The organism is Actinomycetospora sp. (assembly GCF_036497585.1).
In the GTDB taxonomy this organism is placed as follows: Bacteria; Actinomycetota; Actinomycetes; order Mycobacteriales; family Pseudonocardiaceae; genus Actinomycetospora.
In genome coordinates, this window is sequence record NZ_DASXJD010000062.1 from 1 (window position 1) to 24,811 (window position 24,811).

Here is a 24,811-nt window from a genome sequence, read left to right on the forward strand (position 1 = left end):
CGGCGGTCCGGGGGCGGCGCGACGACGGCCGGGCGGCGACACCGTGGCTGGTCGCGGTGGCCGACACGGTCACCCTCGCCTACATCCAGATCCCCGCCGACGTCCGGCCGGTGATCATCTGTGTGCTGTTCGCCTGCTACCTGGCGGTGCAGGTCGGGCTGCGCCTGGCCGTCGCCGTCCGGGCCCTGCGCAGGGCGCCCCAGCGCGCCTCCAGCGCCCTGGTCGACCCGACCGGTCACCCGGCCCCGGACGACGCGACCGGCACACCGTCGTGCCGCACCGACGCAGTCGTCCCGGTCGCCCTCGCCGTGCTCGCGCTCGGGATGCTCTACATGCTCTCGGTCTGAGCCCCGTTCACATCCCCGTCGCTCCGCTCGCCCCGGGCCGCGGCCACGAGCACCGCGGGGGCGACGCGGTCGACCGGCGTCCGGGGCAGCCAGCGCCGCACGGCCTCGCCGTCGACGACCACGGCGTCACCGCCCATCTGGGACACGTCCACCGACGCCGGGTCGACGGGCCGGGGCACGGGCGCGCGGCGGAGCGCGCGCCGGTAGAACGCCAGGGTGCGCGGCGACCACACCCGCCACCACGGCGCCCGCCGCATGCCGAGCCGGGCGTAGAGGCGGCGGTCGGGGTCCGCGAGGAACGGCGACGTCCACCCCAGGTGGTCGGCCAGGAGACCGAGGGCCTCGGCGTCGTCGAAACCCACCGCGACCACCGGCACGTCGCGGCCGGCCTCCGTGGCCACCTGGACCAGGTGCTGCTGGCAGGGCAGTCAATACCGGTGGCGGATCGTGGCGAGCACGGCCGGCCCGGGCAGGGAACCGAGATCGACCGGGTCACCGCCGCGGACGTCGGCGAGCACCAGTCCGGTGAGGTCGACCGGGTCGGTCAGCAGCCGGGGCATCAGCGGCGCACCTCGGCGATGGGGAGCAGGCGGCGGAGCTCGGCGTTCTCGCCGGGATCGAGCACGGCGTGCTGGACACAGGCGGGTACGAGAGCTCCGTCCTCGGGGTGGGCCATCGTGTAGTGGCAGGCCGTGAGCCGCTCCTGGGTGGCGCGCACCTGGGGGTCCGTGGACTCCTCGCCCCGCTGCATCGCGTCCCACGCCGGCGCGACGTCGGCCGCGTCCATGAACGAGTGCATGACCAGCGACATCGGCCGGACACCGTGGCGCAGGACGGCACCCACACCGACCGCCCGCAGCCGGCGGCGCACCCAGCCGAGCGCGATCGACACGGCCCGCGGGTGGCGTGCCACCACGCGCACGATCTTGCCGAGGAGGACCGGCGCGGGGGAGCCGATGAAGTTCACCGGGCCGAACCAGGCGAGGAACGCGTCGCGGGCGGCGACGTCGCGGGCGTCATCGCCGTCGGCGAGGGGATGCCACCGATCGCCCACCCAGAAGCCGTAGACCACGCGGTTGCACCGCAGGTCGCCATGCTGGACGAACGTGTGGTCCAGCCGGGCACCGATCCCGCGCTCGATCTCCGCCCAGACGTCGTCGTCGGTCATCGCGCGGTAGGGCTCGTGCCACCGGCGGTGGTCGCCGACGAACGCCGCGGGCTGGAACGCGAGCATCCCGAAGCCCATCCCGCCGGCGTCGTGGGCGACCCGGGCGACCTCGCCGAGGTTGGCCGGCGACACCGTCATCGTGTGCGCGACGAAGAACCGCACGCCGTGCTCCCGGCGCAGCCGCTCGAACCGGGCGACGAAGGCCCGCCGGTAGGGGTTCAGGGACGCCTCGTCGGGTGGGCGGGGGATCCCGCGCCGGCCGGTCATCAGCGAGTCGAAGTGGCCGGCGAAGGAGATCCGGTGCAGGCGCCGACGGCCGTCGGGTCCGAGCACGAGCCGTTCGAGGTGGTCGTCGTCGACGTCGCCGTGGGTCATGCTCATCGGCTCGCGCCCGTGGGCGCGCATGGCGAGCAGGGCGGCCGCGTGGTCGTCGGGGTCGAGCAGGGTCACCTCGCCGCCGATGAGCTGCGCGTGCGCCACCGGGCCGCGGCGTTCGCGCAGCAACGCCATCTGCGACTCCACCTCGCGCCGGGTGTGCTCGCCGTCGACGCGCACCCGGTTGGCGTCGCGCGAGTGGTAGCACGGCGAGCAGGAGAGGTTGCACCGCGGGAAGACGCCGTGGGTCCCTTCGCACCCGACGGCGTGGCGCCCGACCACCTGGGCCGGGGTGCGGGCGATCTCCGGCAGCTCGGCCCAGCGCCGGGCCAGCGCCGCGGCGAACTCCGGGTCGACGGGGCGGGTGCGGTGCCACCACGCGCGCAGCCGCCTCAGGGGGCTCACCGTCCCGCCCGCCGCACCGTCACCCCGGGACCCGCACCGGTGGCGAGGGCCGCCGCCGCCTGCCGGACGGCCAGCGACCACGTCGGGTAGGCGTGCACGGTCTGGGCGAGCCGTCCGGTGAGCGCGTTCAGTTGCATGGCCAGACCCACCTCCGCGATCATCTCCCCGGCCCGCTCGGCCACGATCGTGGCACCGAGCAGGCGTCCGCCCCCGACCCGACGCAGCCCGTCGGCGGTCAGCCGCGACGTGCCCGGCAGCGGACCGGCCACCAGCCGCACGAATCCGTTCTCGCGCCCGGCCGTCACCGCCCGGTCGACCGCGCTCAGCGGGATCTGCGCGACCCACGCGCCGGGCCCGGCCCCGTCCTCCGGCAGCCCGATGGTCGCCACCTCCGGATCGGTGAACACGACGCGGGGCACGAGGTGCGGCCGGAACCGGCGCCGCCGCCATGCCGGCCGCGCGGCGTTGCGCACCGCGATCCGCCCCATCTCGTCGGCGGCGTGGGTGTGCGGGCAGAGCGCGGTCACGTCACCGACGGCGAAGACGCCCGGCGCCGTCGTCGCGAGGTGGCGGTCGACGCGGACGGCGCCGTCGGCGCCGTCGGCGCCGACCTCGACCCCGGCCCGGTCCAGGCCCAGGCCGGTGGTGGCGGGGCGCCGGCCGGTGACGAGGAGGAGGCGGTCGGCCTCGAGCGTGCTGTCATCGCAGACGACGCGGACCCGGCCGCCCGGCACCTTCTCGACGTGCCGGGAGACGGCGCCGAGGCGCAGGTCCACGCCGTCACGTCGCAGCGCGTCGGCCACCACGGCGCCCGCGTCGGCGTCCAGCCCGGGCAGCACCCGCTCCGCGGGGTCGACGAGCGTGACGGCGGTCCCGAGGCGGGCGAACGCCTGGGCCAGCTCGCACCCGGCCGGGCCGGCGCCGAGGACGGCCAGCGAGCCCGGAACGTCGTCGAGGTCGAACACGGTGTCGGTGGTCAGCGGGTCGACGTCCGCGAGTCCGGGCAGGTCCGGCATCACGGGCTCGGCGCCCGTGGCGAGGACGATGCGGGGGGCGGTCAGCGCGAGGAGCACCCCGTCGCCGTCGACGACGACGGCCCGCGGGCCGACGAACCGCGCCCGTCCGGTGACGACCTCGACGCCCTCCGCGCGCAGCACCGCCGGCGTCTCCGTCGCGGCGACGCGGGCGACGGTGGCACGGACCCGGGCGAGCGCGTCCTTCGCGGCGGCGCCGGCCGCCGCGGCGGCGAGCAGCGTCTTCGACGGGACGCACCCGGTGAAGGTGCAGTCGCCGCCGATCGGGCCGTCGGTCACCAGCGCGGTCGCCAGTCCGGCGCGGACCCCGGCGCGGGCGACGGAGAGCCCCCCGGCGCCGGCCCCGATGACGAGGAGGTCGTGGGTCATCGGCGGCGGCTCTCGTAGCGGCGTCGGATGGTGTCGGGATCGACGCCGAGGAAGTACTGCAGCTTGTAGAGCTGCATGAGCACCAGCATCCGGGCGGGGCCCTGCTCGACGAGCCGCCGGGCCGAGGCGGTGCACGGCGTCGGGAGCACCGCGAGCCGGCCCCGGCGGGCGAGGCGCCGCGACATCTCCAGGTCCTCCATGATCGGGATCTCGGGGAAGCCGCCGACCTCCTCGAAGGTGCTCCGACGCACGAACATCGCCTGGTCCCCGAAGATCCAGTGCAGGTGCCGGGCGCGCAGGTTCGAGGTCCACTGCAGCCAGCGCAGCACCGGGCCGGTGCGGTCGAACCGCAGCCGGCAGCCCCCGCCGACCACCCACGGGTCGGCGAGCACCGCGCGGAGGGCGGGCAGGGCGCCCGGGTCGAGCTCGGCGTCCGCGTGCACGAACCAGAGGACCTCGCCGTGGGCCGCAGCGGCGCCGGCGTTGAGCTGCGGTCCGCGGCCACCGTCGGCGTGCAGCACGGTTGCGAGCGGCGCGGCCCGAGCGACGGTGGCGTCGTGGCTGCCGCCGTCGACGACGATCAGCTCGCAGTCGCCGAACGCCGCGCGCAGGGCCCGCAGCGTCCGCTCGATCCCGGCCTCCTCGTCGCGGACCGGGACGACGATGGAGACGGTGAAGGGGTCGGCGGACCGGTCCCCCTCCGATAGGAACGGCTCGTTCGTGCACATGGACGCCGCGAACGGCTCGTTCGTCCCGTACCGCTCGACGCCGGTGATCGCGACCCGCCTCAGACTGCGCACTGGTAGATCGTCGGCAACGAGCCGTCACGCTGGCGCATCGTCAGGAACCGCTCGATCACGCGCCGGCGGGCCTCGACGAGCGGGAGCTCGGGGCCGCCGATCAGCATGTCGGGCGAGGTGCCCCGGTCGGCCCCGGCCGGGTGCCAGAACCACCCGTCGGCGGCGACGGTCAGCTCCGGGACGGTTCCCTCCTGGTCGACGACGACACCGTCGGCCGAGTGGCCCCGGGCCACCAGCGGCCGGACCGCCACCTGCTCGGGCGCCACGCCGTGGTCGGCCAGCACGGTGCGCAGCGAGGCGCCCTGCCCGGCGTTCGCGGCGGTCTCGGTCATGCCCACCCGGACCGGCAGGCCGAGCGAGCGGGCGACGTCGACGCCCTCCAGCGCCCGGGCCCAGGTCCCGCGGCCGCGCTGGGCGTCGTGGGCGGCCTCGGAGCCGTCGAGGGAGGTCTGCAGCGTGAGCCCGGGGCGCCCCGCGAGCCGTTCCAGCTCCTGGCGCCGGTGCCCGCGGTAGAGCATCCCGTTGGTCAGGCAGACCACCTCGAGGCGCTCGAGGGCGTAGAGCAGCATGTCGACGAGGTCGCGTTCGAGGAACGGTTCGCCGCCGGTCACGTAGACCTCGCTGACCCCGGCGGCGACGGCCTCGTCGACCAGCGCGGCGAATCGCTCGCGGCCCAATCGCCGGCGGTGCGCCTGCGGTGAGGAGGCCACCGAGCAGTAGGAGCACGCGAGGTTGCAGTCGAAGTTCGTGTAGATCCACAGCCGGGCCGGGAAGAGCTCGGAGCCGAAGAGCGGCACGACAGGGCGGCCGGTCGGTGCCTCGTCCGGATCGGTGCCGGCCAGCTGCGCGAGCACCGACCGGTAGAGCTGGAAGCGGCCGCGCGAGCGCTCCGCGGGTGGGAGGATCTCCAGGCACGAGGTCCACCAGCCGGTCTCGATCACCTCGGCGAACGCCTCCGGGAGCCCGGCCGCGCGGATCGAGGCCGCCTGGGCCCGCCAGTCGTAATCGAGCGGCACGAGCTCGGCCGACACCGCCCCCTCGTCGAGGTCGAGCAGCGCGTACCAGACGTGGCGCCCGCCGTCGTTGGCGGGACGCCCGAGCACCCCGATGTTGACCGCGAGCGTCTCGCCGCCGTCGGAGCGGGCGATGCGCCGCGTCCAGGGCAGCCCGGAGTGGGTGCAGCACACGACGTCGGCGCCCGAGGCGTCGGCGCGCAGCCGGTGGGCCTCGTCGTCGAGGGACTCCCACCAGAAGTCGTTGAGCGCCAGCGGCGAGCCGTGCACGAGGTGCACCCCGACGCCGTCGACCGCGAACCGCCGCTCGGTGGGCAGCGTCGCCATCCACGCGGCGAACGCCTCGGAGGTGTGGGCGAAGGTGTAGTCGTAGGCGATCTGGCCGAAGGCGTTGTCGGTGTCGTCGGTGTAGCCGCACAGGCAGTCGGCCTGGCGGGAGCCGATCGCGACCTCGTAGTTGCCGGCGATGCACTCGATGCCGTGGTCGTCGAGCAGCGGCCACACCGCCTCGGGCTCGGCGCCGTACGCGCCGAGGTCACCGAGGCAGATCAGCCGGTCGGCCCCGCGGCGGCGGGCGTCGGCCACGAAGGCGCGCACCGCGTAGGGGTTCGAGTAGATCCCGCCGCACAGCGCCAGCCGGGTCACGGCCCCACCGTAGGCGACGTCGGCCGGACGCGACGGGTCACGCGAGCGCGGCGAGCACCCGGCGCAGGTCGGCCACCGTCGCGAAGCCGAGCCCGACGGTGTGGACGTGCCGATGGCGCAGCATGCCCTGCTCGTCCACGACCATCACCGAGCGCCGCGTGCCGACCACCGGGATCGCGGCGCCGTAGGCCGAGGCCACGGCGAGGTCGGGGTCGCAGAGCAGCGGGACCGGGACGCCGTCGCGGCGCTGGAAGCGCCGGTGCGACTCGAGACCCTGTCCGTTGATCCCGACCACCGTGGCGCCGAGGTCCTCGAGGGCGTCCCGGTTCGCCGCGTACGAGCGGAACTGCCGGGCGCAGACCGAGCCGCGGTCCATCGTGTAGAAGAGCAGCACCACCCGCTCGCCACGGTGCTCGGAGAGGGTGAAAGGGCCGTCCGTGCCCTCCAGCGTGAAGTCGGGAGCCGGCTGCCCCACCTCGGCGACCTGGGTCACGGCGGTGGACCATAGACCGACCGGCCCGTGTGGCCCTCGACCCGGTGGGGGACGACGACCGATGCTGTGGACCGCACTGGCCGCCCTGGCGGGGGCCATCGCGATCAACTCGCTGGCCGTGTGGGCCCAGAAACGGCACCGGTTCCACGACCGGGTGTTCGGGCGCGGGGCGTGGCCGGCGCACATCGCGCTGCTCGTCGTCGTGTGGGGCACGGCGATCGCGCTGATCGTCGTGCTGGTGGTCGTGGGCCCGGAGGTCTCCTGGCCGCTGCCGACCTGGGTACGTCCGCTCGGGCTCGTCGTCACCGTCGCCGCCTCGGTGGTCTTCGGGCTGGCGATCCGGGCGCTCGGGGCCCAGGCGCTGTTCAACGGGAACTTCTTCGGCCGCGGGCGCTTCACCGAGGGCGGCATCTACGCGGTGCTCGCCGACCCGATGTACGTCGCCTACACCCTGAGCTTCGTGAGCCTCACCCTGCGCGAGGCCGACGCGATCTACCTGCTCTTCGCCGTGGTCAGCCTTGTGGGCCTGCAGGGCGTCGAGGCCCGGGTGGAGCGGATCGACGTGGCGGCGGCGATCGCCGCGACCTCGCAGGACTCGGCGCCCGACCGCGCCTGACGCCCCGCCCCCGGTCCTCGGGACGACCCGCGCATGCCTTCGACGTGGAACCGCGGTTAACCGGCGGAACATGCTCTCAAGTGGGGGTAAGCCCATCTTGCGAACGAGCGTTATCACGGTCTACGGTCGGCGCTCCAGAGCCGACGAGGCAGGAAGGTGCCCATGAAGCCCGAGGAGTTCAGCGACGTCCTCTACGAGGTGGAGAACGGCCTCGCGTGGATCACGATCAATCGGCCGGACCGCTTCAACGCGTTCCGCGCCCGCACGGTCGACGAGCTGGTCCACGCGTTCAAGCTCGCCTGGGCCGACGACGAGGTCGGCGTCATCGCCCTCACCGGTGCGGGCGAGAAGGCCTTCTGCGCCGGCGGCGACCAGAAGCAGCGGATGGAGACCGGGGACTACGGCCCCTCGGAGACCGGGCTGTTCGAGGTCGAGGCGCTGCACCGGGTGATCCGGGACGTTCCCAAGCCGGTGGTGGCCGCGGTGAACGGCATCGCCATCGGGGGCGGGCACGTGCTGCACGTGCTGGCCGACCTGTCCATCGCCGCCGACACCGCCACCTTCGGCCAGAACGGGCCGAAGGTCGGCTCCTTCGACGCCGGGCTCGGGTCGAGCTACCTGGCCAGGGTGGTCGGCGAGAAGCGCGCAAGGGAGATCTGGTTCATGCTCCGGCGCCTGTCCGCCGAGGAGGCCCTGGACTGGGGCCTGGTGAACCGCGTGGTTCCTGCCGCCGACCTGGAGGCCGAGGTGCGCCGGTACGCGGACACGATGCTGTCCTACTCCCCGACGGCGCTGAAGGTCCTCAAGCAGTCGTTCAACACCGACACCGAGCACATGATCAGCATCGGCAACATGGCCTACACGACGCTGAAGCTCTTCGGCGAGAGCGAGGAGGCCAAGGAGGGCATCACGGCGTTCAACGAGAAGCGTCAGCCCGACTTCGGTTCCTACCGCACCCACTGAGCACGCCTCGGCGGGGCCGGCTGCGGAACCCCGGCCCCGCCGACCTCAGGGGCACGTCGATGACGATCATTCACTGGGTGGTGTCCTACGGTGGTGGAGAGGGAGCGCCGGATCCTCGACGAGGCCGCAGCCCTGTTCCACGAGAAGGGGTTCCACGGCGTCGGGATGGACGCGCTGGGCGCCCGCGCCGGTCTCAGCGGGCCGGCCCTGTACCGGCACTTCTCGGGCAAGAACGAGATCCTCGCCGCGCTCTTCAACGAGGCCATGGACGAGCTCGTCGGCGCGACCATCCCGACCAGCGCTGACCCGGCCGACGACCTCCGGCGCATGGTCCGCCACCACGTGGAGTACGCGATCTCGCACCGGGCGCTCGTCGGGATCTACCAGCGTGAGGATCGGTCACTCGACGATCCGAACCGCACGATGTTCGCCCGACGCCGACGGCGCTATGTCGAGCGATGGGAAGCAGCGGTCTCGCGTCGCTTCCCCACGGCCGACCCCGAGGACGTCGCGATCACCGCGCAGAGCTGCCTCGGCGTGATCTTCTCCGTGGCGTACTGGCCGGCGAGCCTGGTCGAAGGAACGCGCTCCGGGCCGCTGGTCGAGCAGTTCATCTCGCACGGGCTCGCGGTCCTCGACGGGATCGCGCTCGACCGACCCTGACCAGCGGCGACCCACCAGCGGCACGCTCGCCGCGAGCGGTCCCTCTTCATCGGTCCACTCTTCAAAATGGTCATGCCAATTGCTACCGTGAGTGGGTACGGGTCACGATCCTCGAGGAGATCCGATGCAGTTCTCGTTGGTGGTGCACGGCGACGACGAGCACGTATGCCACGTCGACGCGACGAGCGCCGAGGACGCGATACGGCAGTTGTCGGGCGACTCGAGCGGCACGCCGTTCCGCGCGAGGTTCCTGACCATCGACGAGGCCCGGGAACACGAGCCGGTCCGCGCGGTCGAGTTCCTCGCGACGCGGCGGCGCAGCGCGAGCCAGGACGCCGGGCACACCCGGACCCCCGTCGCCCGCGACGCGCGGCGATGAGGGGGCTCCCCCTCCCGATCCTGCGCGTCCCGCCACCGACGTGGGTGGCGGAGGCGAAGCTGGCGGATGTCCGGATCCGTCTCGCGGCGATCCTGGACTCGGTGCGCTTCCCCGTGCACCGCTGGCAACTCGTCGCCGCCGCCGACTACCACGGGTCCGACTACGCGACGCGTGAGGCGTTGCGGGATCTGTCCGCCGAGACCTACCCGGACCCGGCCGCCGTCGTGGAGGAGATGGCACGGACCTCACTCGTCGGCCGGGCCATCGATTCGGCCACCGGGCGCGTCCACGACGGTCAGCCGGCCTCCAGCTCGTAGTCGAGCGTGACGCGGTGGGTGCCGTCCGCCTCGACCGCCGTGCTGCCGCTGCCCTCGAAGGCCTCCATCGCCACGTACGTGCCGCGCCCGGTGGCCTGGTCGAACGCCGCGGTGAACAACGTCGCCGACCGGCCGCGCACGTCGCCGTCGTAGACCTTCTCCATCCGCGCGACGCCGATCGGGAGCGCGGTGGTGATCGGGGGCTCGGCGACGAGGTCGGTGGGGTCGAAGGAGGCGACGCTGAACGTGCCGGAGGTCCGCATGTGGGGAGAGGCTAGGTCGCCGGGCCGCGAGGAGATTGAACATCCGCGACGCCGTGCCAGGGTGGCCCCATGCGCACCGAGCCCGGGACCGCCGTCGTCACCGGAGCCGGGTCCGGCCTCGGACGCGTCATCACCCGGGCCCTGCTCGACGACGGGTGGCGCGTCGCCCTCGCCGGCCGCCGCGAGGACGCCCTGCACGAGACGGCCCAGGGTTCCGACCGGGCGCTGGTGGTGCCCACCGACGTCGCCGACGCCGACGCCGTGGCCGCCCTCTTCCGGGCGGCCACCGACGCGTGGGGCCGGCTCGACCTGCTGGTCAACAACGCGGGCATGACGGGGCCGGTGGGCACCCCGGACGAGGTCGACGTCGAGGGCTGGCACGCGACGGTGGGCGTCAACCTCACCGGCTCGTTCCTCTGCGCCCGCGAGGCGTTCGGGATCATGCGCCGGCAGGACCCGCAGGGCGGCCGGATCGTCAACAACGGCTCGATCGCGGCGAACGTCGGGCGGCCGGGCGGGATCGCCTACACCTCGACGAAGCACGCGATCACGGGGCTCACGCGCTCGATCGCCCTCGACGGCCGGCCGTACGGGATCGCCTGCGGCCAGTTCGACGTCGGGAACGCCGCGACGGAGATGACCGCCCGCATGCGCGAGGGGATCGTGCAGCCCAACGGCGAGCGCATGGTGGAGCCGACGTTCGACCCGGTCCACGTCGCGGACGCGGTGCGGTACATGGTGGGCCTGCCGCTGGACGCGAACGTCCCGTTCCTGACCGTGATGGCGACGACGATGCCCTACCTCGGACGCGGGTGAGGCCTCCGGTGTGCCGGCCGTGAGATCCGGACTTCGTGAGCGTGTCGCACCGCATCTTGCGCGTGTCGCTCCCGAAGACCTGATCATGTACGTCGGGGCGTCGGCTCGGCGGTCGGCCTCCGGACCAGCTCCCGCCGGAGCATGCTGACCCGCATGACGACGGGTTCCCTGACGATCCACATCGGCCACGACGAGCTGATCATCCGCAAGCGCTACGAGGTGCTGTCGATCATCAACGACATCCTCGTCGCGCTCTGGTTCATCGTCGGCAGCGTCCTGTTCTTCTCCGACGCGACGACGATCGCGGGGACCTGGTGCTTCCTCGCCGGCTCGATCGAGCTGCTGATCCGGCCGATGATCCGGCTGACGCGCCGCGTGCACCTGGCCCGGATCGCGGGGCCGACCAACGCCTACGAGAGCAGCCAGGACTTCTGAGGGTTCCGCCCCGCGGCGGACGTGAGACCCACGCCCGTGTGTGTACATTGTGTGTATGGCTCGGCTGAACGTCTGGGTACCGGACGACCTCGCCGCGCGTGCCCGCGAGCTCGGCCTGAACGTCTCCGCACTGACCCAGGCCGCTCTCCGGTCGGAGCTCGATCGCCGCGCCACGGACCAGTGGCTCGATTCCCTGACCCCGGCCACGGGTGCGACACACGAGGCCGTCATCGCAGCCCTCGACGAGGCCCGCGACGAGTTCGGCGTAGCCGACGGACGATGAGCGTTCCCGAGCATGGGCGGGGTGCAGCCGCGCCGGTCGAGACGGTCGTCCTGGATGCCTCGGCGGCCGTCGATCTCCTGGCCGGTACCGCGCTCGCCGGAGTCACCGCGGAGCGCATCCGCGGCACCGTGCTGCACGTGCCCGCGCACTTCTCCGCGGAGGTCCTCTCCGCGCTGGGGCGTCTCCACCGCGACGGCACCCTGACCGACGACGAGGTCGGCAGCGCGCACGACCGTCTCGCCGCCATGCCCGTCACCGAGCACCGGGTGGTGGACCTCCTGACGGGCGCCTGGGAGTGCCGCGGACGCCTGCGCCTGCTGGACGCGCTCTACGTGGCGCTCGCGGATCGGCTCGAAGCCGTCGTGGTCACGACCGATCGCCGGCTCGCGCGAGCCGGGGAAGGCTGCGTGGAGGCCATCACAGTGGCGTGACGCGGCGTGGTCTCAGCCCCCGGCGCGGGCCTCCCGGAACGCCGCCCAGATCTCGGGGCGCAGCCGGCCGCGGTCGGGGACGTCGAGGCCGCCCGCGCGCGCCCAGGCCCGGACCTCCGCCGTCGTCGCCTCCGGGGCGGTGGGCACGTCCTGTCCGACCTCCGAGGTCGCGCCGGGCACCCGCTCGGCCATGACCGCCTCGTCCTGCGCCCACCCGGAGGCGGCCGCGAGGAATCGGTAGGTCCACTCCTCGGCCAGTGGGCGGGTCTCGGCGAACACCAGCGGCACCCCGGGATGGCGGACCTGCAGCTCCGCGAGCGAGTCGGCGAGCTTCGCCGGGCGCACCCGCTCCTGGGCGAAGATCCCGGAGTAGCGGTCCTCGACGACGACGGCGGCCCGCGGCAGCGTCGCGAGCTCCCCGACGGCGTGGCGCAGCGTGGAGTCGATGAGGCTCCCGACGAGGTCGGGGAGCGACTTGCGCTCCACCGCCGCGACCAGGCGCTCCCCCACGACGACGCCGTAGTCGCCCACCGGCAGCGCCCGGCTCACCGTGCGCACCTGCTGGCCGGCGAACCGGTAGGCGTACCGCTCGTGGGAGTCGACGACGATCTCGAGCTCGCCCTCGGCCCCAGCGGCCCGGGCGGTGGGCGTCCGGACCTGCGGACGGGCCTGCTTGCGGGTGCGGGGCGACTGCCAGAACACCATCTCGCGGCCCCGGGCCCGGGTGAAGACGATCTGGGAGCGGCGCTCGACCCGGCGGTCGGCGACGACGTCGATCGCCGCCCCGTTCCGGGCGCAGGAGAGCAGCGGGGTGCGCTCGACGACGTCGAGGTCGGCGTCGTCGGGCCACTCCGAGCGTTCGGCGGGGTGGCAGTAGAGCGCCTTCGTGCGCGGCCAGGTGCCGGAGGTGCGGAACACGAGCCCCTCCCCCACCGGCACCCACAGCAGGTAGCCCAGGCTGGATCCCGGGTTCGGGTTCCGGGCGATGACGAGCTCCGCCACGGCCCCGACCTTAGGCCTCCGGCCTCGTGCGTGCGTGTCCGTGCCTGGAGACGACGGTCAATACAGCCCGCCGAGAGGGCACGCACGGGGGCTCCGGCCCTCAGGCGTCCGGCCGGTGGCGGCGACGACGCGGTCGAGCAGCGGCGTCGTGTCGGGCAGGGTCTCGGGGGTGCCCCACAGGGCGGGGACGGGCGCGGTGGGGACGAAGGCGCGGACGTGCTCGAGGGTGACGCGCAGGACGTCGTCGGGGAAGCGCAGCGGGCGCCCGGTCGCGCGGGCGAGGTCCCAGCCGTGGACGACGACCTCGGTGAGCGCCACGAGGCCCCACGTCGCGTTCGGAAGCTCGACGCCGGTGCCACTGGCGCCCTCCCACGTGGCGGGGTGGTGCCAGGCGTCGGCCAGCTCGGCGAGCACGGCCGCGACGTCCGGGCGCCAGGTCGGTCCGCGCTCGGGCCCGAACGGCGGGGACGGTTCTCCGGTCGCCCGCCGCGCGATGAGCGTGAAGCCCTGACCGGCGAGGTCGAGGTGCGCGACGACGCCGGCGACGTCCATGGCGTCGCACGGGGTGGGGAGCACCAGCTCGTCGTCGTGCAGGTCCGCGACGAGTGCGGCGGTGGCCTCGCAGGCCGGCGTCAGGTCGATCACGGCGGTCTCCTCTCCGGTGGGTGTCACCTCCAGGGACCGGCCGTGGCCGGCGAACTCATCGCCAGCCTGCCGGATCGACGTCCCCCGGGACGACGTCGGCGGGCGCGTAGGGCTCGCGGGTGAAGACGAAGCTGCCGAGGTCGAGGTGGCTGACCATGCCGTCGGGGTCGCGCGCCACCCGCAGCACCTCGCCGGCGTACTAGCCGTCCAGCCCGACCCAGCTCCCGTCCTGGCCACGTCGGAACCGGGAGGCCCGGGCCCCGCCGCCCAGCCCGCCGATCGAGAGCTCGTCGATGCCGTGCACGCGCAGCGCGACGGGGGCCGACCCCCAGTACCAGGGGCCGGTCAGCGCGAGCAGCTCCGGATCGGGGGCGGTCGGCACCCACGCGGCGGGCAGCCGCGGCTCGCGGTCGGCGACGAGCGCGAGCAGGTCGGCCACCGTCGCCCCGATGGCGGGCCCGGAAGTGGCGTTGGCGAACACCACGCCGGCGAGGTCCTCGGCCGGGTCGACCCAGAGCGTGGCGAGGAAGCCGGGCATCGAGCCGGTGTGCCCCGCGAGGTCGCGGTGGCCGTGGCGGAGCAGCTGGAGGCCGAGGCCCTGGGAGCGCAGCGGGTCGCCCGGCTCGGCGGGAGCGGACGGGGCGCGCATCTCGACCAGGGTCTCGGCGGCGAGGACGGTGTCGTCGCCGTGGAGCAGGAAGGCGCCGTAGCGGCCGAGGTCGGTGGTGGTCGACCAGAACTGTCCGGCGGGAGCCATGAGGCCGGCGTCCTCGGCCGGCTCGGGGAGCAGCGCGTCGGCCCACGGGTGCACCGCCCAGCCGGCGGCGTGCGGCGGCGTCGGGTGATAGGTGGTGCGATCCATGCCGAGCGGGTCGAGGATCTCGGCCTGCAGCGCGGCGGTCCACGGCTGGCCTCGCAGTCGGCCGACCAGGGCTCCGAGCAGGGCGAACCCGACGTTGGAGTAGTGGTGGCGACGCCCGGGTCCGCGCAGCGGGGGGACGGCGACGAGGCTCGCGAGGTCCGGGCGGACGGCGCCGTCGGAGCGCTCACACCACGGCGCGCCCGTCTCGGCGGCGAGCCCGGAGGAGTGCGCGAGCAGCTGCGCGAGGGTGGGGTCGGTGACCCCGGCGTCGGGCAGGTGGCGGCCGAGCGGGTCGTCGAGGTCGAGGAGGCCCTCGTCGCGCAGGCGCAGCACCAGCACCGCGACGAAGGTCTTGGTGACCGAGCCGATGCGGTACTGGGTGTCGGGGGTCGGCGCGCCGTCGGCGACGGTCCCGCGCGCCCCCGCCCAGACCGTCTCGTCGCCGCGCACCACGGCCCCCGCCATCGACGGCGCACGGCCCCGCGACTGCTCGACGGCGAGCCGGTGGTCGAGCGCGTGGGCGGTGCTGTCGAACAGCGCTGCGGGCATCCGAGTCCTCCGGGGCGGGTGACCGGCGTGATCTTACGGAGACGGCCCGGGGTGACGCCGGTCTCCTGAGCGCCCTCGGGCCGCCGATCGACCCGTTCGTGCGCGGCACGCCGCTGACCGACGGCACCCGGCGGATCGGCGCCGGGGATGCACGAGGCCGGGGTCCGGCGGCTCGTCGCGCTCGCGACCGTCAGCGTGCCCGACCCGCGCGATCGCCCGCGGCTGCTCGACCGCCTGGTGCCGATCGCGATGGGCTGCTCATCCCGGGGGCGCGGCGCGAGGTGCAGGGCATTCCCGAGGTCGTCTCCACGTCCGGGCTCGACTGGACGGTGGCGAGGATCTTCGCGCCGATCGACGTGCCGGCCAACCACACCGTGCAGGCGGGCTTCCTCGGCCGCGACCCGGCTCCGGCGATCAGCAACTAGGAGGTGGCCTCCGGCCATGTGAGCACTTTCGGGGGCTATAGCAACGAAAAGTGCTCACGAGGGCTCCGCCCACCTACAGGCCGTAGGCCTCGAGAAGCCGCAGCCACACCTCGCTCATCGTCGGGAACGACGGGACCGCGTGCCACAGCCGCGACAGGGTCACCTCGCCGACGATCGCGATCGTCGCCCCGTGGACCATGTCGGCGACGTCCTGCCCGACGAACGTGGCCCCGACGATCACCTCGCGCTCGGTGTCGACCACGAGCGTCGCGAAACCGTCGTAGCCGTCGGCCTGCAGCGCGCCACCGGCGACGTTCCCGATCTCGTAGCTCACGGCCCGCACGGTCATGCCCGCGTCGCGCGCCGAGGCCTCGGTGTGCCCGACGTAGGCGAGCTGCGGGTCGGTGAAGATGACCTGCGGGACGGCGGTGTGCTCGGCCGTCGTCGCGTGGTGGGAGTACCGGCCGCCGAGCTCCTTGCCCCGGGCGCGCGCGACGAGGACGTCCCCGCAGATCCGCGCCTGGTACTTGCCCATGTGCGTCAGCTTCGCGCCGGTGCTGGCGTCGCCGACGGCGTAGAGCCAGTCCCCGAGCACCGTCGTGGAGTCGTCGGCGGGCAGCGGCTTCCCCGGCTCGAGACCGACCGTCTCGAGACCGAGGTCGTCGGTGGTGGAGTGCCGGCCCGCCGCGACGAGCAGCTCGGCGCCGCGCACCTCGGAACCGTCGCCCAGCGAGGCGACGACCTGGCCGTCCTCGCGCCGCACCGCGCTCATCGACACGCCGAGCCGCACGTCGACGCCGTCGGCCTCCAGCGCGTGCTGCACCCGGCGGCCGGCCTCGGGCTCGGTGTTCGGCAGCAGCCGCTCCCCGCGCTGGACGAGCGTCACCTGGGCCCCGAGACGCTGGTAGGCCGTCGCCATCTCGACCCCGACCACCCCGCCGCCGAGGATCAGCAGCGACGAGGGCACGTCCTTGACCTGGGTGGCGTCGCGGTTGGTCCAGGCGCCGACATCGTGGATGCCGTCGACCGGCGGGTACGTCGGGACCGAGCCGGTCGCGACGACGACGTAGCGGGCGGCCAACGACGTCGTCGTGCCGTCGTTGTGGGTCACCTCCACCGCGCGCTCGCCGGCCAGGCGCCCGCGGCCACGCAGCAGCGTGATCCCGGCGCCGGAGAGCCAGTCGGCCTGGCCGGAGTCGTCGGGGTTCGCGAACTGGTCGCGGCGCGCGAGGACCTCCGCGACGTCGATCGGGCCGGACTCGACGCCGGGCATGCGGTGCGTCGCGGCGAGCAGGTCGACCGGGCGCAGCAGCGCCTTCGAGGGGATGCACGCGTAGTACGAGCACTCGCCGCCCACCAGGCCGGCCTCGACGATCGCCGCGGACAGTCCCTGCTGGTGCGCGCGGTCGGCCACGTTCTCGCCGACCGGACCGGCGCCGATCACGACGACGTCCACGTCCACGATGGTCCGGCTCCGCTCCGCTTCGCGTCCGGGCACGTCACTCATGTATCCGCCTCATCCTCGTCGATCTCTCCGCTGGGCCCGAACCGCTCGACACGGATGCTGCCCTCGGGCTGCCCGGCCGACAGCAGGTATGACTCCATCGCGAGGGTGAACCGTGCGGATCCGCACACGAACGCGGTGGCGCCGGGGTCGGCGACGGCGCCGATCGCGGCCGCGTCCAACCGGCTCGGTCCGATTCCCCTGGCCCCGGGCTCCCGGGAGAGCGCGACCAGCGCCCCGGCCGCCTCGAGCTCCTCGCGGTAGGGCAGGTCGGCGGCGGTCCGCGCCGACACCGCGAGCGAGAGCAGCTCCGGCCGCCCGACCTCGCGGGCGTGGCGCAGCATCGACACCAGGGGGGCCACTCCGCTGCCGCCGCCGATCCCGAGCGCGGGACCGCGGCCGTCCCAGGCGAACCAGCGCCCGATCGGGCCGCGGCACTCGAGCTCGTCGCCGGGCTCGACCACCTCGGCGAGGAAGCCGGAGACCTCGCCGTCGGGGACCCGCTCGACGTAGAGCTCGACGAGGTCGTCCGACGGAGCCGACACCGTGGAGTACGACCGGCTGGCGGTGTAGCCGTCCTCGGCGCGCAGCCGGACCACGTAGTGCTGGCCGGGGCGGTGGATCACGCGGTCGGGCACGTCGAGGCGCAGGATCACGGCGAGGTCGCCGTGGTGGCGGACGTCGACGACGCGGGCGTCGCGCCACACCGCGGCCAGGCGGCGGTCGTGGCCGGTCTCGGTCATCGCCGGGCTCAGTCCCCGTCGAAGCGCTGCTCGAGCCACGGGTCGCCGCGGTCGTGGTAGCCGTTGAGCTCCCAGAAGCCCGGCTCGTCGCGGTCGAGCAGCGTGATCCTCGAGATCCACTTCGCGGACTTCCAGAAGTACAGGTGCGGCACGATCACCCGCACCGGCCCGCCGTGCTCGCGCGAGAGCGGCTTGCCCTCGTGCTCCCACACGACCCACGCCTTCCCGCCGGTCACGTCCTCCAGGGGCAGGTTGGTGCGGTACCGGGTCGTCGACTCCTCGACGATGTGCGTCGCCTCCGGCGACGGCTGCGCGATCTCCAGCAGGGTGTCGAGGCTGATCCCGGTGAACGAGGTGTCGAGCTTCGACCACGTCGTCACGCAGTGGATGTCGCCGCGGTAGGTGTCCGAGTCCTGGCCCGCGAGCTTCTTCAGGTCCCGCAGCGACCAGCTGGTCGGGTTCGCGACGAGCCCGTCGATGCCCAGCGACCACCGCTCGGCGTCCACCCGCGGCGTGGCCTCCGCGGTGAGCACCGGCCAGGACCTCCCGACGTCGTACTGGCCCGGTGGCAGGCGCGGGTCACGCTCGGCCTGCCGCCGTCGACCGGTGAAACCGCGGGTGATCGCCATGTGCCGGCTCCTCTCGAGACGCCCCGTGGTCACCAGCCTAGGGAGGCGGCAAGGGCGTCCGCTTCCGTCGAACGACCGTCCCGGTCGCCGTCATCCCCCGCACCACGTTGGGTCGTCCGACCGATGGCGTCGGGCCGCGCGACCGAGCACGATCACCCGGGTGACCGAACCGCTCGAGATCGATCCCGACGCCGCACCCTCCGGCCCCGGCTGCCTGGAGTGCGAGCGCGACGGCGGGTGGTGGTTCCACCTGCGCCGCTGCGCCGCGTGCGGGCACGTCGGCTGCTGCGACTCCTCCCCCGCACAGCACGCCACCGCGCACGCCCGGGGCGCGGGCCACCCGATCCTCACCAGCTACGAGCCGGGCGAGTACTGGTTCTACGACGACCGCTCCGGCGCGGCGGGCGAGGGCCCCGACCTCGCCGAGCCGCGCCACCACCCGCGCTCGCAGCCGACGCCGGGGCCCGCCGACCGGGTGCCGGCCGACTGGCAGCGGCAGCTGCACTGATCCCGGAGGGACCCGACCCATGACCGAGCCCGACAACCTCGCCGGCGACGACCCGGACGCCGACGACGACACGGTGTTCGAGCAGCTCGACGAGGAGGACACCCTCGCCGACCCGGACGTCCCCGACCCGCTCGACGAGGGCATCTCCCCGAACGAGCAGCCCTGGGGCACCACCGCGTGGGGCGTCACCGACGCCGAGGAGCGCGAGGGGCAGCCGCTCGCCGGCCGGCTGCGCCGCGAGGTGCCGGACCGCTCCTCGTCCGACGAGGGGGACGGGCTCGGCGACGAGAGCGACACCGACGGCGAGCTCTACGACGACGAGGTCGGCGAGGGCCGGGCCGGCCGGCTCGTGCTGCGCGACGGCGGTGAGGACTTCTGGGCCGACGACGTCGGCGTCGACGGTGCGGGCGCCAGCGCCGAGGAGGCCGCGGTGCACGTCGTCGACGACGACGGGTGACGATGACCTCCGTCCTCGCCCACCGGGTGCAGGCCGCGACGGCCTCGCTCGCCCGCCACGTGCCGTCGCCCAGCACGGCGCTGGCGGAGCCGCCCCCGGGGAGCGGTCTCGCCCCGGTCATGGGTGACTACGGCACGCCTGTCCTCGGCCGCTCGCTGGAGATCGCCGCCGACGTCCTGGCGTTCAGCCGCGAGCGCTACGAGCGGTACGGGCCGGTGTCGTGGGTGGGCGCCTTCGGCCTGCGCACCGTCTCGGTGTTCGGCCCGGAGGCGGTCGGGCAGGTGCTGGTCAACAAGGACAAGGCGTACGGGAACGCCGACGGGTGGGGCTACTTCATCGGCCCGTTCTTCCGCCGCGGCGTCATGCTCCTGGACTTCGAGGAGCACCTCTCCCACCGCCGCATCCTGCAGCAGGCGTTCACCCGCGATCGGCTCGACGAGTACCTCGCGACGATGCTGCCGCGCGTCGACCGCGGGCTCGGGGCCTGGGAGACCGGGCGCGTCCCGGTCTACCAGCGGCTCAAGCAGCTCACCCTCGACATCGGCACCGAGGTGTTCGCCGGCGACGAGCTCGGACCGCGGGCGGACCGGCTCAACCGCGCGTTCGTCGACACGGTCCACGCCGGGCTCGCGGTGGTGCGCGCGCCGGTGCCGGGCGGGTCGTGGCGGCGGGGGCTGCGCGGGCGGGAGGTCCTCGAGGACTACTTCCGCTCCCGGATCCCGGCCACGCGCGCCGGGCACGGCCGGGACGTGTTCAGCGTGCTCTGCCACGCGCGCAGCGAGGACGGCGAGACCTTCTCCGACGACGACGTCGTCAATCACATGATCTTCCTGCTCATGGCCGCCCACGACACGTCGACGATCACGCTGTCGATGATGACCTACCTGCTCGCGCGGCACCCGGAGTGGCAGGAGCGGCTGCGGGAGGAGTCGGCGGGGCTCGACAGCCGGATCGGACGCGGCTCCCCGGTCACGCACGCCGACCTGGAGTCGCTGACGTCCCTGGACCTCGTCATGCGCGAGACGCTGCGGCTCTACGCGCCGGTGTCGATGCTCGCCCGCCGCGCCCTGCGGGACACCTCGCTGGTCGGCCACTTCGTGCCGGCCGGGACGATGCTCTCGGTGGGGCTCTGGGCGACGCAGCGGATGGCGCCGTGGTGGTCACGCCCGGACGAGTTCGACCCGGAGCGCTTCACCCCGGAGCGGGCCGAGGACAGGTCGCACCGCTTCGCGTGGGCGCCGTTCGGCGGCGGGGTGCACAAGTGCATCGGCCTGCACTTCGGCGGCATGGAGATCAAGGCGATCATGCACCGGATGCTGGGCCGCTACCGCTGGACGGTGCCCGGGGACTACGCCCCGCCGATCGCCATCGGCACCGGTCCGATCCCGGCGGACGGCCTGCCGGTCTCGCTCACCCGCCTCTGATCAGCGCCGACGGCATCCGGCGTGACGGACGTCGCTGTCGCGCAGCGCACGTCGACGTGTACGGAGAGCCCCAGGAGCGGCACCCTGCGGTCGTCGCCCCGACGTTGCGGCCACACCCGCTGTAACCCGACCTGGCGGGGTCGGTCCCGTACGTCGAACGACCGATCTGGTGGTGAGTACCGATGACGATGCCGACGACTTCCGTGCCCTGGATGGGCAACCGCGTCGAGATGTGGGAGATCGAGGGGACCGAGCTCACGGCCCTCCAGTGGCACCGGCCGTGGAACGGCTCGATGCGCGGCTTCCGCATCCTGGGCGCCGACGAGCTCACCCAGGTGTGCGCGGCCGTCGAGGAGGCGACCGCGGAGCTCCGGCCCGCACCGCGTCTCGAGGGCGTGGCGGGCCAACCGCTCGACCTCGAGGCCTTCCTCGAGGAGATCCTGGACCGGTGACCGGTCATGTCCGGCCCGTCGACCACGGTCGGCGGGCCGGACCCCCGGCTCAGCCCGGGACCTCGTAGGTCGGCGTGATCCTCGCCCTGCCGATCGAGTGGAAGAACAGGTTGAAGCCCAGGAAGGCGGGGGTGGCGTCCGCGCCGACCCCGAGGTCCTCGACGTCGACGGCGTGCACCACGAAGTAGTAGCGGTGCGGACCGTGCCCGGCGGGCGGGGCCGCGCCGATGTAGCGCTTCGCCCCGGCGTCGTTCGCGAGCGTCACCGCGCCGTCGGGCAGCAGGCCCTTGTCCGGGTCCCCGGCGTCGGTGGGCAGCGAGGTCGTCGAGGCGGGGATCCCGGCGACGGCCCAGTGCCAGAACCCACTGGCGGTGGGGGCGTCCGGGTCGTAGCAGGTGACCGCGTAGCTCTTCGTGCCCTCGGGCGCCCCGGACCACGAGAGCTGCGGTGACACATCCTCCCCGCCGGCGCCCATGATGCCGCTGACCTGCGGCGTCGGCAGGGCCTTGCCGTCGGCGACGTCGCTGCTCGTCACCTCGAAGGTGGCGACGTCGGGCAGGAAGCTGTACGGGTCGGGCGGCTGCGGCGCCACGGCTCCTCCTCGGTCTCGCGGGACTGGTCGCAGGGGGCCTTACCCCGTCAGCCCCCGCAGCACCCGCCGCCGCAGCACCCGCCCCCGCCGCCGGCCGGGGCCATCGCCGGGCCGGCCGGGCGCGTCGCGGTCCGCGCGCGGCCGCCGAGCGAGACGGTGGAGAGCAGCTTGACGGTGTCGGCGTGCCCCGCCGGGCAGTCGGCAGGCTCCGAGGAGCGCTGCATCGGCCGGTCGACCTCGAAGGTCGATCCGCACTCGCGACACCGGAACTCATAGCGCGCCATGACCGGGAGATTAGGCCGCCGGAGGGTCCTCCGACAGTCGTCTACGGTGCGTTCGTGGGGTTCACGGGGTTCGGTGACGCGGCCGTCGACTTCTACGAGGGGCTCGAGGCCGACAACTCCAGGGCGTACTGGTCCGACCACAAGCACCTCTACGAGAGCCACGTCCGCGAGCCGATGCACGCCCTGCTTGCCGACCTCGAGGCGGAGTTCGGCCCCGGGCGCATCTTCCGCCCCTACCGCGACGTCCGGTTCGCTACGGACAAGTCGCCCTACAAGGTCCAGTGCGGCGCGACGGCCGGCCCGCACTACGTGCAGCTCTCCGCGGACGGCGTCATGGTGGCGGTCGGGTACTACGCGATGGTGCCCGGGCAGGTGGCCCGGTTCCGGGCCGCCGTGGACGACGAGCGCCACGGCCCGGTGCTGGCGTCGATCGTCGAGGACCTGGGCCGCGACGGCTTCACCGTCGCCGGGGACCGGCTGAAGACCCGCCCGCGCGGCACCGATCCCGAGCACCCGCGGCTCGACCTGCTGCGCCACCGGAGCCTCTACGCCTGGTGCGCCTGGCCGCCGTCGGAGGAGCTGCACGCCCCGGCGCTGGCCGAGCGGGTGGCGACGACGTGGCGGCGGCTGGACCCGCTCGGGCGCTGGCTCGACGAGCACGTCGGGGTCGACCTCGACGACGGAGCGGAGCGGGCCCGTCGTCGGCGGTAAGGGACACCATTCTGCGACGATATGTGGTCAGTCGTCGACAGATGGTACCGTCGCCGGCGTGGAGCCGAACGAGGAGCTCGCGTTCGACGCCCTCTCCGACCGGGTGCGGCGCCGTATCCTCGCCGTGCTCGGCGAGCACGGCGAACTCTCCGTCGGCGAGATCGCCGGCCGCATCGACGCCGTCGGTCGCACGACCGTCTCCAGCCACCTGCGGGTCCTGCGCACCTCGGGACTGGTGCACGAGCGCCGCGAGGGCCGCAACCGCTACTACTCCCTCGACGTCGACGGCGCCGTCCGGGATGCTTTCGTGTTCCTGCAGTCCATCCTGCAGCAGGCCGTCGACGGCGCGGCAGGGACGGGACCCGTCGTCGCGCCCGGGACCTCCGCGACGGCGCGGGAGACCGGCTGATCCCTCCTCCGGTGGAGGAACCCGATGCAGACCACCACGGTCGCGGCCGAGCGCTCGGTCGCGCGGCCGCCCCACGAGGTGTTCGCCCTGTTCGGGAGCGCCGAGGGGGCCGGGTGGGTGTTCGGGGCGCGGTGCGACGACGTCCGGACCGGCGCGCCGGTCAGCATGCGTCTCCCCCTGGACGAGCGGTGCAGCTCGTCGTCGCCGACGACGCGACCGACGAGACCCAGGCCGCCGTCGAGGCCGCGCGCATGGCGCGGTTGGGCTGCCGCGCCGTGTTCGTCAACAGCACCTCCGCCAGCTTCGAGGCGGTCCGGCGGGTCCTGGCCGGGCGCGCCGTGCTGGTGGTGCACACCGTGCTCAACGAGGGCGGCGGGCTCTCGCCGACCGCCATCCGCTTCGGGGAGCGCCCGCAGGCCCAGCTCGAGGCGCTCGTCGCGCCGACGATGGCGCAGACCGGTGCCCGGCGCTGGTTCCTGGTCGGCGAGGCCTACGTCTGGTCCTACGGCGCCCACGCGGCCGGCAGGCGCGCCATCGCCCGCGCGGGCGGCGAGATCGCCGGGGAGGCGCTGCGCCCGCTGGGCACCGCCGACTTCGCGCCGACCGTCGAGGCCGTGCGGCGCTCGGGGGCGGACCTGGTGCTGAGCACGATGATCGGGGCCGACGAGGTCGCGTTCGAGTGCCAGAGCGAGGCGGCCGGGCTGCGGGCGACCACGCGCACAGTCTCGCTCGCCCTCGAGGAGTCCACGCTGGCCCACATCGGTCCGCGGGCCGGGGAGGGCCTGCGCACGGCGCTCTCCTACTTCCAGGACAACCCGGTGGCGGGCAACGACGACCTGCTGCGCCGCCACCGCGCGGCCTTCGGGATGTGGGCGCCGGCGATCACCGCGCTCTCCGAGACCGTCTACGAGGCCATCCACCAGTACGCCCGGGTGCTGCATCGGGAGGCCGACGGCGGCGCCGTCGCTCACGGCCGGGCGCTGATGCGTCGCCGGAACGGTGCGTCCGAGGACGTCGTCGGGGCCCGGGACCTGCTGCGTCCCCGGCTCTACGTGGCCGAGGGCCGCCCCTCGGGGCTGCGCGTCGTCGGCGAGGCCGCGCCCGCGCGCTGAGCCGTCCCCCTCGTCGACACGTCATCCAACCGCAACAGGTGGATACGTCGGTTATCGTTGACATATCTCGGCCGGTCTTTCTACGGTGCCCTGGTTCACAGCCGGACCCGAGCCTGGAGCCGCCCGATGCCGCTTCCCACCCCGGACCACGAGGCGCTGACCGCGGTCGCGGCCGGCTACGGCCTCGGCCTGTCGTCCGACGAGGTCGACGAGTACGCCCCGGTGGTGACGGGCCTGCTCGCGTCCTGGGACGCCGTCGCCGAGCTCTACGAGGCCGAGGCGCCGGCCGTTCCCGAGCGCGACTGGTCGCGGCCCGAGCCCGCCGACAACCCCTACAACGCCTGGTACGTGACGACCTCGATCACCGAGGCGTCGTCCGGCCCGCTGGCCGGGCGCACCGTCGCGGTCAAGGACAACACCGCGGTCGCCGGCGTCCCGATGACGAACGGCTCGGCGACCATCGAGGGCTTCGTCCCGTCAGTCGACGCCACGATCGTGCGCCGCCTCCTCGACGCGGGCGCGACGGTCGCCGGCAAGGCCGTCTGCGAGGACCTCTGCTTCTCCGGGGCGGGCATCACGGCCTCGACAGGGCACGTCGAGAACCCCTGGGACGCCACGCGCCACGCCGGGGGCTCCTCGGGGGGCAGCGGGGCACTCGTCGCGGGCGGCCTGGTCGACATGGCCACCG

At 74.1% G+C, this 24,811-nt stretch carries 34 protein-coding genes and 1 pseudogene; 19 read left to right on the top strand and 16 right to left on the bottom strand.

Going from position 1 to position 24,811, the window contains the following annotated elements:
* Nucleotides 1–347: hypothetical protein (locus VGH76_RS05820; RefSeq protein WP_331555674.1), on the top strand; the 347-nt coding region annotated here is incomplete at its 5' end.
* On the opposite strand, the gene VGH76_RS05825 is transcribed toward VGH76_RS05820, so the two are convergent.
* Genes VGH76_RS05825 through VGH76_RS05855 form a run of 7 tightly spaced genes read right to left on the bottom strand, consistent with a single transcriptional unit; the run spans nt 329 to nt 6,649 of the window.
* Nucleotides 329–748 carry an AhpC/TSA family protein gene (locus tag VGH76_RS05825; protein ID WP_331555675.1) on the bottom strand — a complete coding sequence of 140 codons (420 nt, stop codon included), beginning with the start codon at nt 746–748 and terminating at the stop codon, nt 329–331. The genes VGH76_RS05820 and VGH76_RS05825 overlap by 19 nt on opposite strands.
* A gap of 27 nt (nt 749–775) precedes the next feature.
* On the bottom strand, nt 776–907 hold the full coding sequence (locus VGH76_RS05830; protein ID WP_331555676.1) for a hypothetical protein: 132 nt from the start codon (nt 905–907) through the stop codon (nt 776–778).
* The gene (locus VGH76_RS05835) at nt 907–2,295 is read right to left on the bottom strand and encodes a hypothetical protein (RefSeq protein WP_331555677.1); all 1,389 of its coding nucleotides are present in this window, start codon (nt 2,293–2,295) and stop codon (nt 907–909) included. Before VGH76_RS05835 ends, VGH76_RS05830 begins: the two co-directional genes overlap by 1 nt.
* A complete protein-coding gene (locus tag VGH76_RS05840; protein WP_331555678.1) occupies nt 2,292–3,698 on the bottom strand; it encodes an NAD(P)/FAD-dependent oxidoreductase in 1,407 nt (468 codons plus the stop codon). The genes VGH76_RS05835 and VGH76_RS05840 overlap by 4 nt, the downstream gene beginning before the upstream one ends.
* Nucleotides 3,695–4,498, bottom strand: a complete 804-nt coding sequence (locus VGH76_RS05845; RefSeq protein WP_331555679.1) for a TIGR04283 family arsenosugar biosynthesis glycosyltransferase — start codon at nt 4,496–4,498, stop codon at nt 3,695–3,697. Before VGH76_RS05845 ends, VGH76_RS05840 begins: the two co-directional genes overlap by 4 nt.
* Complete coding sequence (locus tag VGH76_RS05850; RefSeq protein ID WP_331555680.1) at nt 4,486–6,156, bottom strand: radical SAM protein; 1,671 nt, start codon at nt 6,154–6,156, stop codon at nt 4,486–4,488. Before VGH76_RS05850 ends, VGH76_RS05845 begins: the two co-directional genes overlap by 13 nt.
* A 37-nt stretch (nt 6,157–6,193) precedes the next feature.
* On the bottom strand, nt 6,194–6,649 hold the full coding sequence (locus VGH76_RS05855; RefSeq protein ID WP_331555681.1) for a peroxiredoxin family protein: 456 nt from the start codon (nt 6,647–6,649) through the stop codon (nt 6,194–6,196).
* A 61-nt stretch (nt 6,650–6,710) separates the two neighbouring features.
* Here VGH76_RS05855 and VGH76_RS05860 point away from each other — a divergent pair, with 61 nt between their 5' ends.
* From VGH76_RS05860 to VGH76_RS05880, 5 genes are all read left to right on the top strand, one after another.
* A complete protein-coding gene (locus tag VGH76_RS05860) occupies nt 6,711–7,265 on the top strand; it encodes a methyltransferase (RefSeq protein ID WP_331555682.1) in 555 nt (184 codons plus the stop codon).
* Between the two features lie 162 nt (nt 7,266–7,427).
* The gene (locus VGH76_RS05865; RefSeq protein ID WP_331555683.1) at nt 7,428–8,228 is read left to right on the top strand and encodes an enoyl-CoA hydratase-related protein; all 801 of its coding nucleotides are present in this window, start codon (nt 7,428–7,430) and stop codon (nt 8,226–8,228) included.
* Between the two features lie 90 nt (nt 8,229–8,318).
* On the top strand, nt 8,319–8,891 hold the full coding sequence (locus VGH76_RS05870; RefSeq protein WP_331555684.1) for a TetR/AcrR family transcriptional regulator: 573 nt from the start codon (nt 8,319–8,321) through the stop codon (nt 8,889–8,891).
* A gap of 124 nt (nt 8,892–9,015) precedes the next feature.
* Nucleotides 9,016–9,270 carry a hypothetical protein gene (locus VGH76_RS05875; protein ID WP_331555685.1) on the top strand — a complete coding sequence of 85 codons (255 nt, stop codon included), beginning with the start codon at nt 9,016–9,018 and terminating at the stop codon, nt 9,268–9,270.
* Entirely contained in the window at nt 9,267–9,587 is a 321-nt protein-coding gene (locus tag VGH76_RS05880) for a DUF2795 domain-containing protein (protein ID WP_331555686.1), read from the top strand. The genes VGH76_RS05875 and VGH76_RS05880 overlap by 4 nt, the downstream gene beginning before the upstream one ends.
* On the opposite strand, the gene VGH76_RS05885 is transcribed toward VGH76_RS05880, so the two are convergent.
* Nucleotides 9,566–9,850, bottom strand: a complete 285-nt coding sequence (locus VGH76_RS05885) for a DUF3224 domain-containing protein (RefSeq protein WP_331555687.1) — start codon at nt 9,848–9,850, stop codon at nt 9,566–9,568. The genes VGH76_RS05880 and VGH76_RS05885 overlap by 22 nt on opposite strands.
* A 69-nt stretch (nt 9,851–9,919) precedes the next feature.
* Here VGH76_RS05885 and VGH76_RS05890 point away from each other — a divergent pair, with 69 nt between their 5' ends.
* The 4 genes from VGH76_RS05890 to VGH76_RS05905 all read left to right on the top strand — a co-directional run bounded on the left by VGH76_RS05890 (nt 9,920) and on the right by VGH76_RS05905 (nt 11,815).
* Nucleotides 9,920–10,666, top strand: coding sequence for an SDR family oxidoreductase (locus VGH76_RS05890; RefSeq protein ID WP_331555688.1), 747 nt, complete (start codon nt 9,920–9,922; stop codon nt 10,664–10,666).
* A gap of 153 nt (nt 10,667–10,819) precedes the next feature.
* The gene (locus VGH76_RS05895; protein ID WP_331555689.1) at nt 10,820–11,101 is read left to right on the top strand and encodes a YrhK family protein; all 282 of its coding nucleotides are present in this window, start codon (nt 10,820–10,822) and stop codon (nt 11,099–11,101) included.
* 55 nt (nt 11,102–11,156) lie between these two features.
* Nucleotides 11,157–11,384, top strand: a complete 228-nt coding sequence (locus VGH76_RS05900; RefSeq protein ID WP_331555690.1) for a type II toxin-antitoxin system CcdA family antitoxin — start codon at nt 11,157–11,159, stop codon at nt 11,382–11,384.
* The gene (locus tag VGH76_RS05905; RefSeq protein WP_331555691.1) at nt 11,381–11,815 is read left to right on the top strand and encodes a type II toxin-antitoxin system VapC family toxin; all 435 of its coding nucleotides are present in this window, start codon (nt 11,381–11,383) and stop codon (nt 11,813–11,815) included. Before VGH76_RS05900 ends, VGH76_RS05905 begins: the two co-directional genes overlap by 4 nt.
* A gap of 12 nt (nt 11,816–11,827) precedes the next feature.
* On the opposite strand, the gene VGH76_RS05910 is transcribed toward VGH76_RS05905, so the two are convergent.
* The 3 genes and pseudogenes from VGH76_RS05910 to VGH76_RS05925 form a co-directional block, all read right to left on the bottom strand.
* Nucleotides 11,828–12,817: an ERCC4 domain-containing protein gene (locus tag VGH76_RS05910; protein WP_331555692.1), complete on the bottom strand. Its 990-nt coding sequence runs from the start codon at nt 12,815–12,817 to the stop codon at nt 11,828–11,830.
* A gap of 57 nt (nt 12,818–12,874) precedes the next feature.
* On the bottom strand, nt 12,875–13,462 hold the full coding sequence (locus tag VGH76_RS05915; protein WP_331555693.1) for a TIGR03086 family metal-binding protein: 588 nt from the start codon (nt 13,460–13,462) through the stop codon (nt 12,875–12,877).
* A gap of 55 nt (nt 13,463–13,517) precedes the next feature.
* Nucleotides 13,518–14,873: pseudogene (locus VGH76_RS05925) on the bottom strand (serine hydrolase domain-containing protein).
* A gap of 281 nt (nt 14,874–15,154) precedes the next feature.
* Between VGH76_RS05925 and VGH76_RS05930 the strand changes: the two are divergent.
* Entirely contained in the window at nt 15,155–15,298 is a 144-nt protein-coding gene (locus VGH76_RS05930; RefSeq protein ID WP_331555696.1) for a hypothetical protein, read from the top strand.
* Nucleotides 15,299–15,371: 73 nt separating this feature from the next.
* Here the strand turns inward: VGH76_RS05930 and VGH76_RS05935 are convergent, their stop codons facing one another.
* Genes VGH76_RS05935 through VGH76_RS05945 form a run of 3 tightly spaced genes read right to left on the bottom strand, consistent with a single transcriptional unit; the run spans nt 15,372 to nt 18,174 of the window.
* Nucleotides 15,372–16,805, bottom strand: a complete 1,434-nt coding sequence (locus tag VGH76_RS05935) for an NAD(P)/FAD-dependent oxidoreductase (RefSeq protein ID WP_331555697.1) — start codon at nt 16,803–16,805, stop codon at nt 15,372–15,374.
* The gene (locus tag VGH76_RS05940; protein ID WP_331555698.1) at nt 16,802–17,545 is read right to left on the bottom strand and encodes an FAD-binding oxidoreductase; all 744 of its coding nucleotides are present in this window, start codon (nt 17,543–17,545) and stop codon (nt 16,802–16,804) included. The genes VGH76_RS05935 and VGH76_RS05940 overlap by 4 nt, the downstream gene beginning before the upstream one ends.
* 8 nt (nt 17,546–17,553) lie before the next feature.
* Nucleotides 17,554–18,174, bottom strand: a complete 621-nt coding sequence (locus tag VGH76_RS05945; RefSeq protein WP_331555699.1) for a sulfite oxidase-like oxidoreductase — start codon at nt 18,172–18,174, stop codon at nt 17,554–17,556.
* Nucleotides 18,175–18,334: 160 nt separating this feature from the next.
* Between VGH76_RS05945 and VGH76_RS05950 the strand changes: the two genes are divergently transcribed.
* The 4 genes from VGH76_RS05950 (at nt 18,335) to VGH76_RS05965 (ending at nt 21,015) form a co-directional block, all read left to right on the top strand.
* Nucleotides 18,335–18,682, top strand: a complete 348-nt coding sequence (locus VGH76_RS05950; RefSeq protein WP_331555700.1) for a UBP-type zinc finger domain-containing protein — start codon at nt 18,335–18,337, stop codon at nt 18,680–18,682.
* A 19-nt stretch (nt 18,683–18,701) separates the two neighbouring features.
* Nucleotides 18,702–19,139 carry a DUF5709 domain-containing protein gene (locus VGH76_RS05955; protein ID WP_331555701.1) on the top strand — a complete coding sequence of 146 codons (438 nt, stop codon included), beginning with the start codon at nt 18,702–18,704 and terminating at the stop codon, nt 19,137–19,139.
* A 2-nt stretch (nt 19,140–19,141) separates the two neighbouring features.
* Complete coding sequence (locus VGH76_RS05960) at nt 19,142–20,563, top strand: cytochrome P450 (protein WP_331555709.1); 1,422 nt, start codon at nt 19,142–19,144, stop codon at nt 20,561–20,563.
* Between the two features lie 188 nt (nt 20,564–20,751).
* Complete coding sequence (locus tag VGH76_RS05965) at nt 20,752–21,015, top strand: hypothetical protein (RefSeq protein WP_331555702.1); 264 nt, start codon at nt 20,752–20,754, stop codon at nt 21,013–21,015.
* A 49-nt stretch (nt 21,016–21,064) separates the two neighbouring features.
* On the opposite strand, the gene VGH76_RS05970 is transcribed toward VGH76_RS05965, so the two are convergent.
* Both VGH76_RS05970 and VGH76_RS05975 read right to left on the bottom strand, forming a co-directional pair.
* Nucleotides 21,065–21,607 carry a YbhB/YbcL family Raf kinase inhibitor-like protein gene (locus tag VGH76_RS05970; RefSeq protein WP_331555703.1) on the bottom strand — a complete coding sequence of 181 codons (543 nt, stop codon included), beginning with the start codon at nt 21,605–21,607 and terminating at the stop codon, nt 21,065–21,067.
* A gap of 47 nt (nt 21,608–21,654) precedes the next feature.
* Nucleotides 21,655–21,891, bottom strand: coding sequence for a zinc ribbon domain-containing protein (locus VGH76_RS05975; protein WP_331555704.1), 237 nt, complete (start codon nt 21,889–21,891; stop codon nt 21,655–21,657).
* Between the two features lie 54 nt (nt 21,892–21,945).
* Here VGH76_RS05975 and VGH76_RS05980 point away from each other — a divergent pair, with 54 nt between their 5' ends.
* The 4 genes from VGH76_RS05980 to VGH76_RS05995 all read left to right on the top strand — a co-directional run.
* On the top strand, nt 21,946–22,602 hold the full coding sequence (locus VGH76_RS05980) for a DUF2461 domain-containing protein (protein WP_331555705.1): 657 nt from the start codon (nt 21,946–21,948) through the stop codon (nt 22,600–22,602).
* Nucleotides 22,603–22,660: 58 nt separating this feature from the next.
* On the top strand, nt 22,661–23,011 hold the full coding sequence (locus tag VGH76_RS05985) for a metalloregulator ArsR/SmtB family transcription factor (RefSeq protein WP_331555706.1): 351 nt from the start codon (nt 22,661–22,663) through the stop codon (nt 23,009–23,011).
* Between the two features lie 188 nt (nt 23,012–23,199).
* Nucleotides 23,200–24,123, top strand: coding sequence for an ABC transporter substrate-binding protein (locus VGH76_RS05990; RefSeq protein WP_331555707.1), 924 nt, complete (start codon nt 23,200–23,202; stop codon nt 24,121–24,123).
* A 126-nt stretch (nt 24,124–24,249) separates the two neighbouring features.
* Nucleotides 24,250–24,811: amidase family protein (locus tag VGH76_RS05995; protein WP_331555708.1), on the top strand; the 562-nt coding region annotated here is incomplete at its 3' end.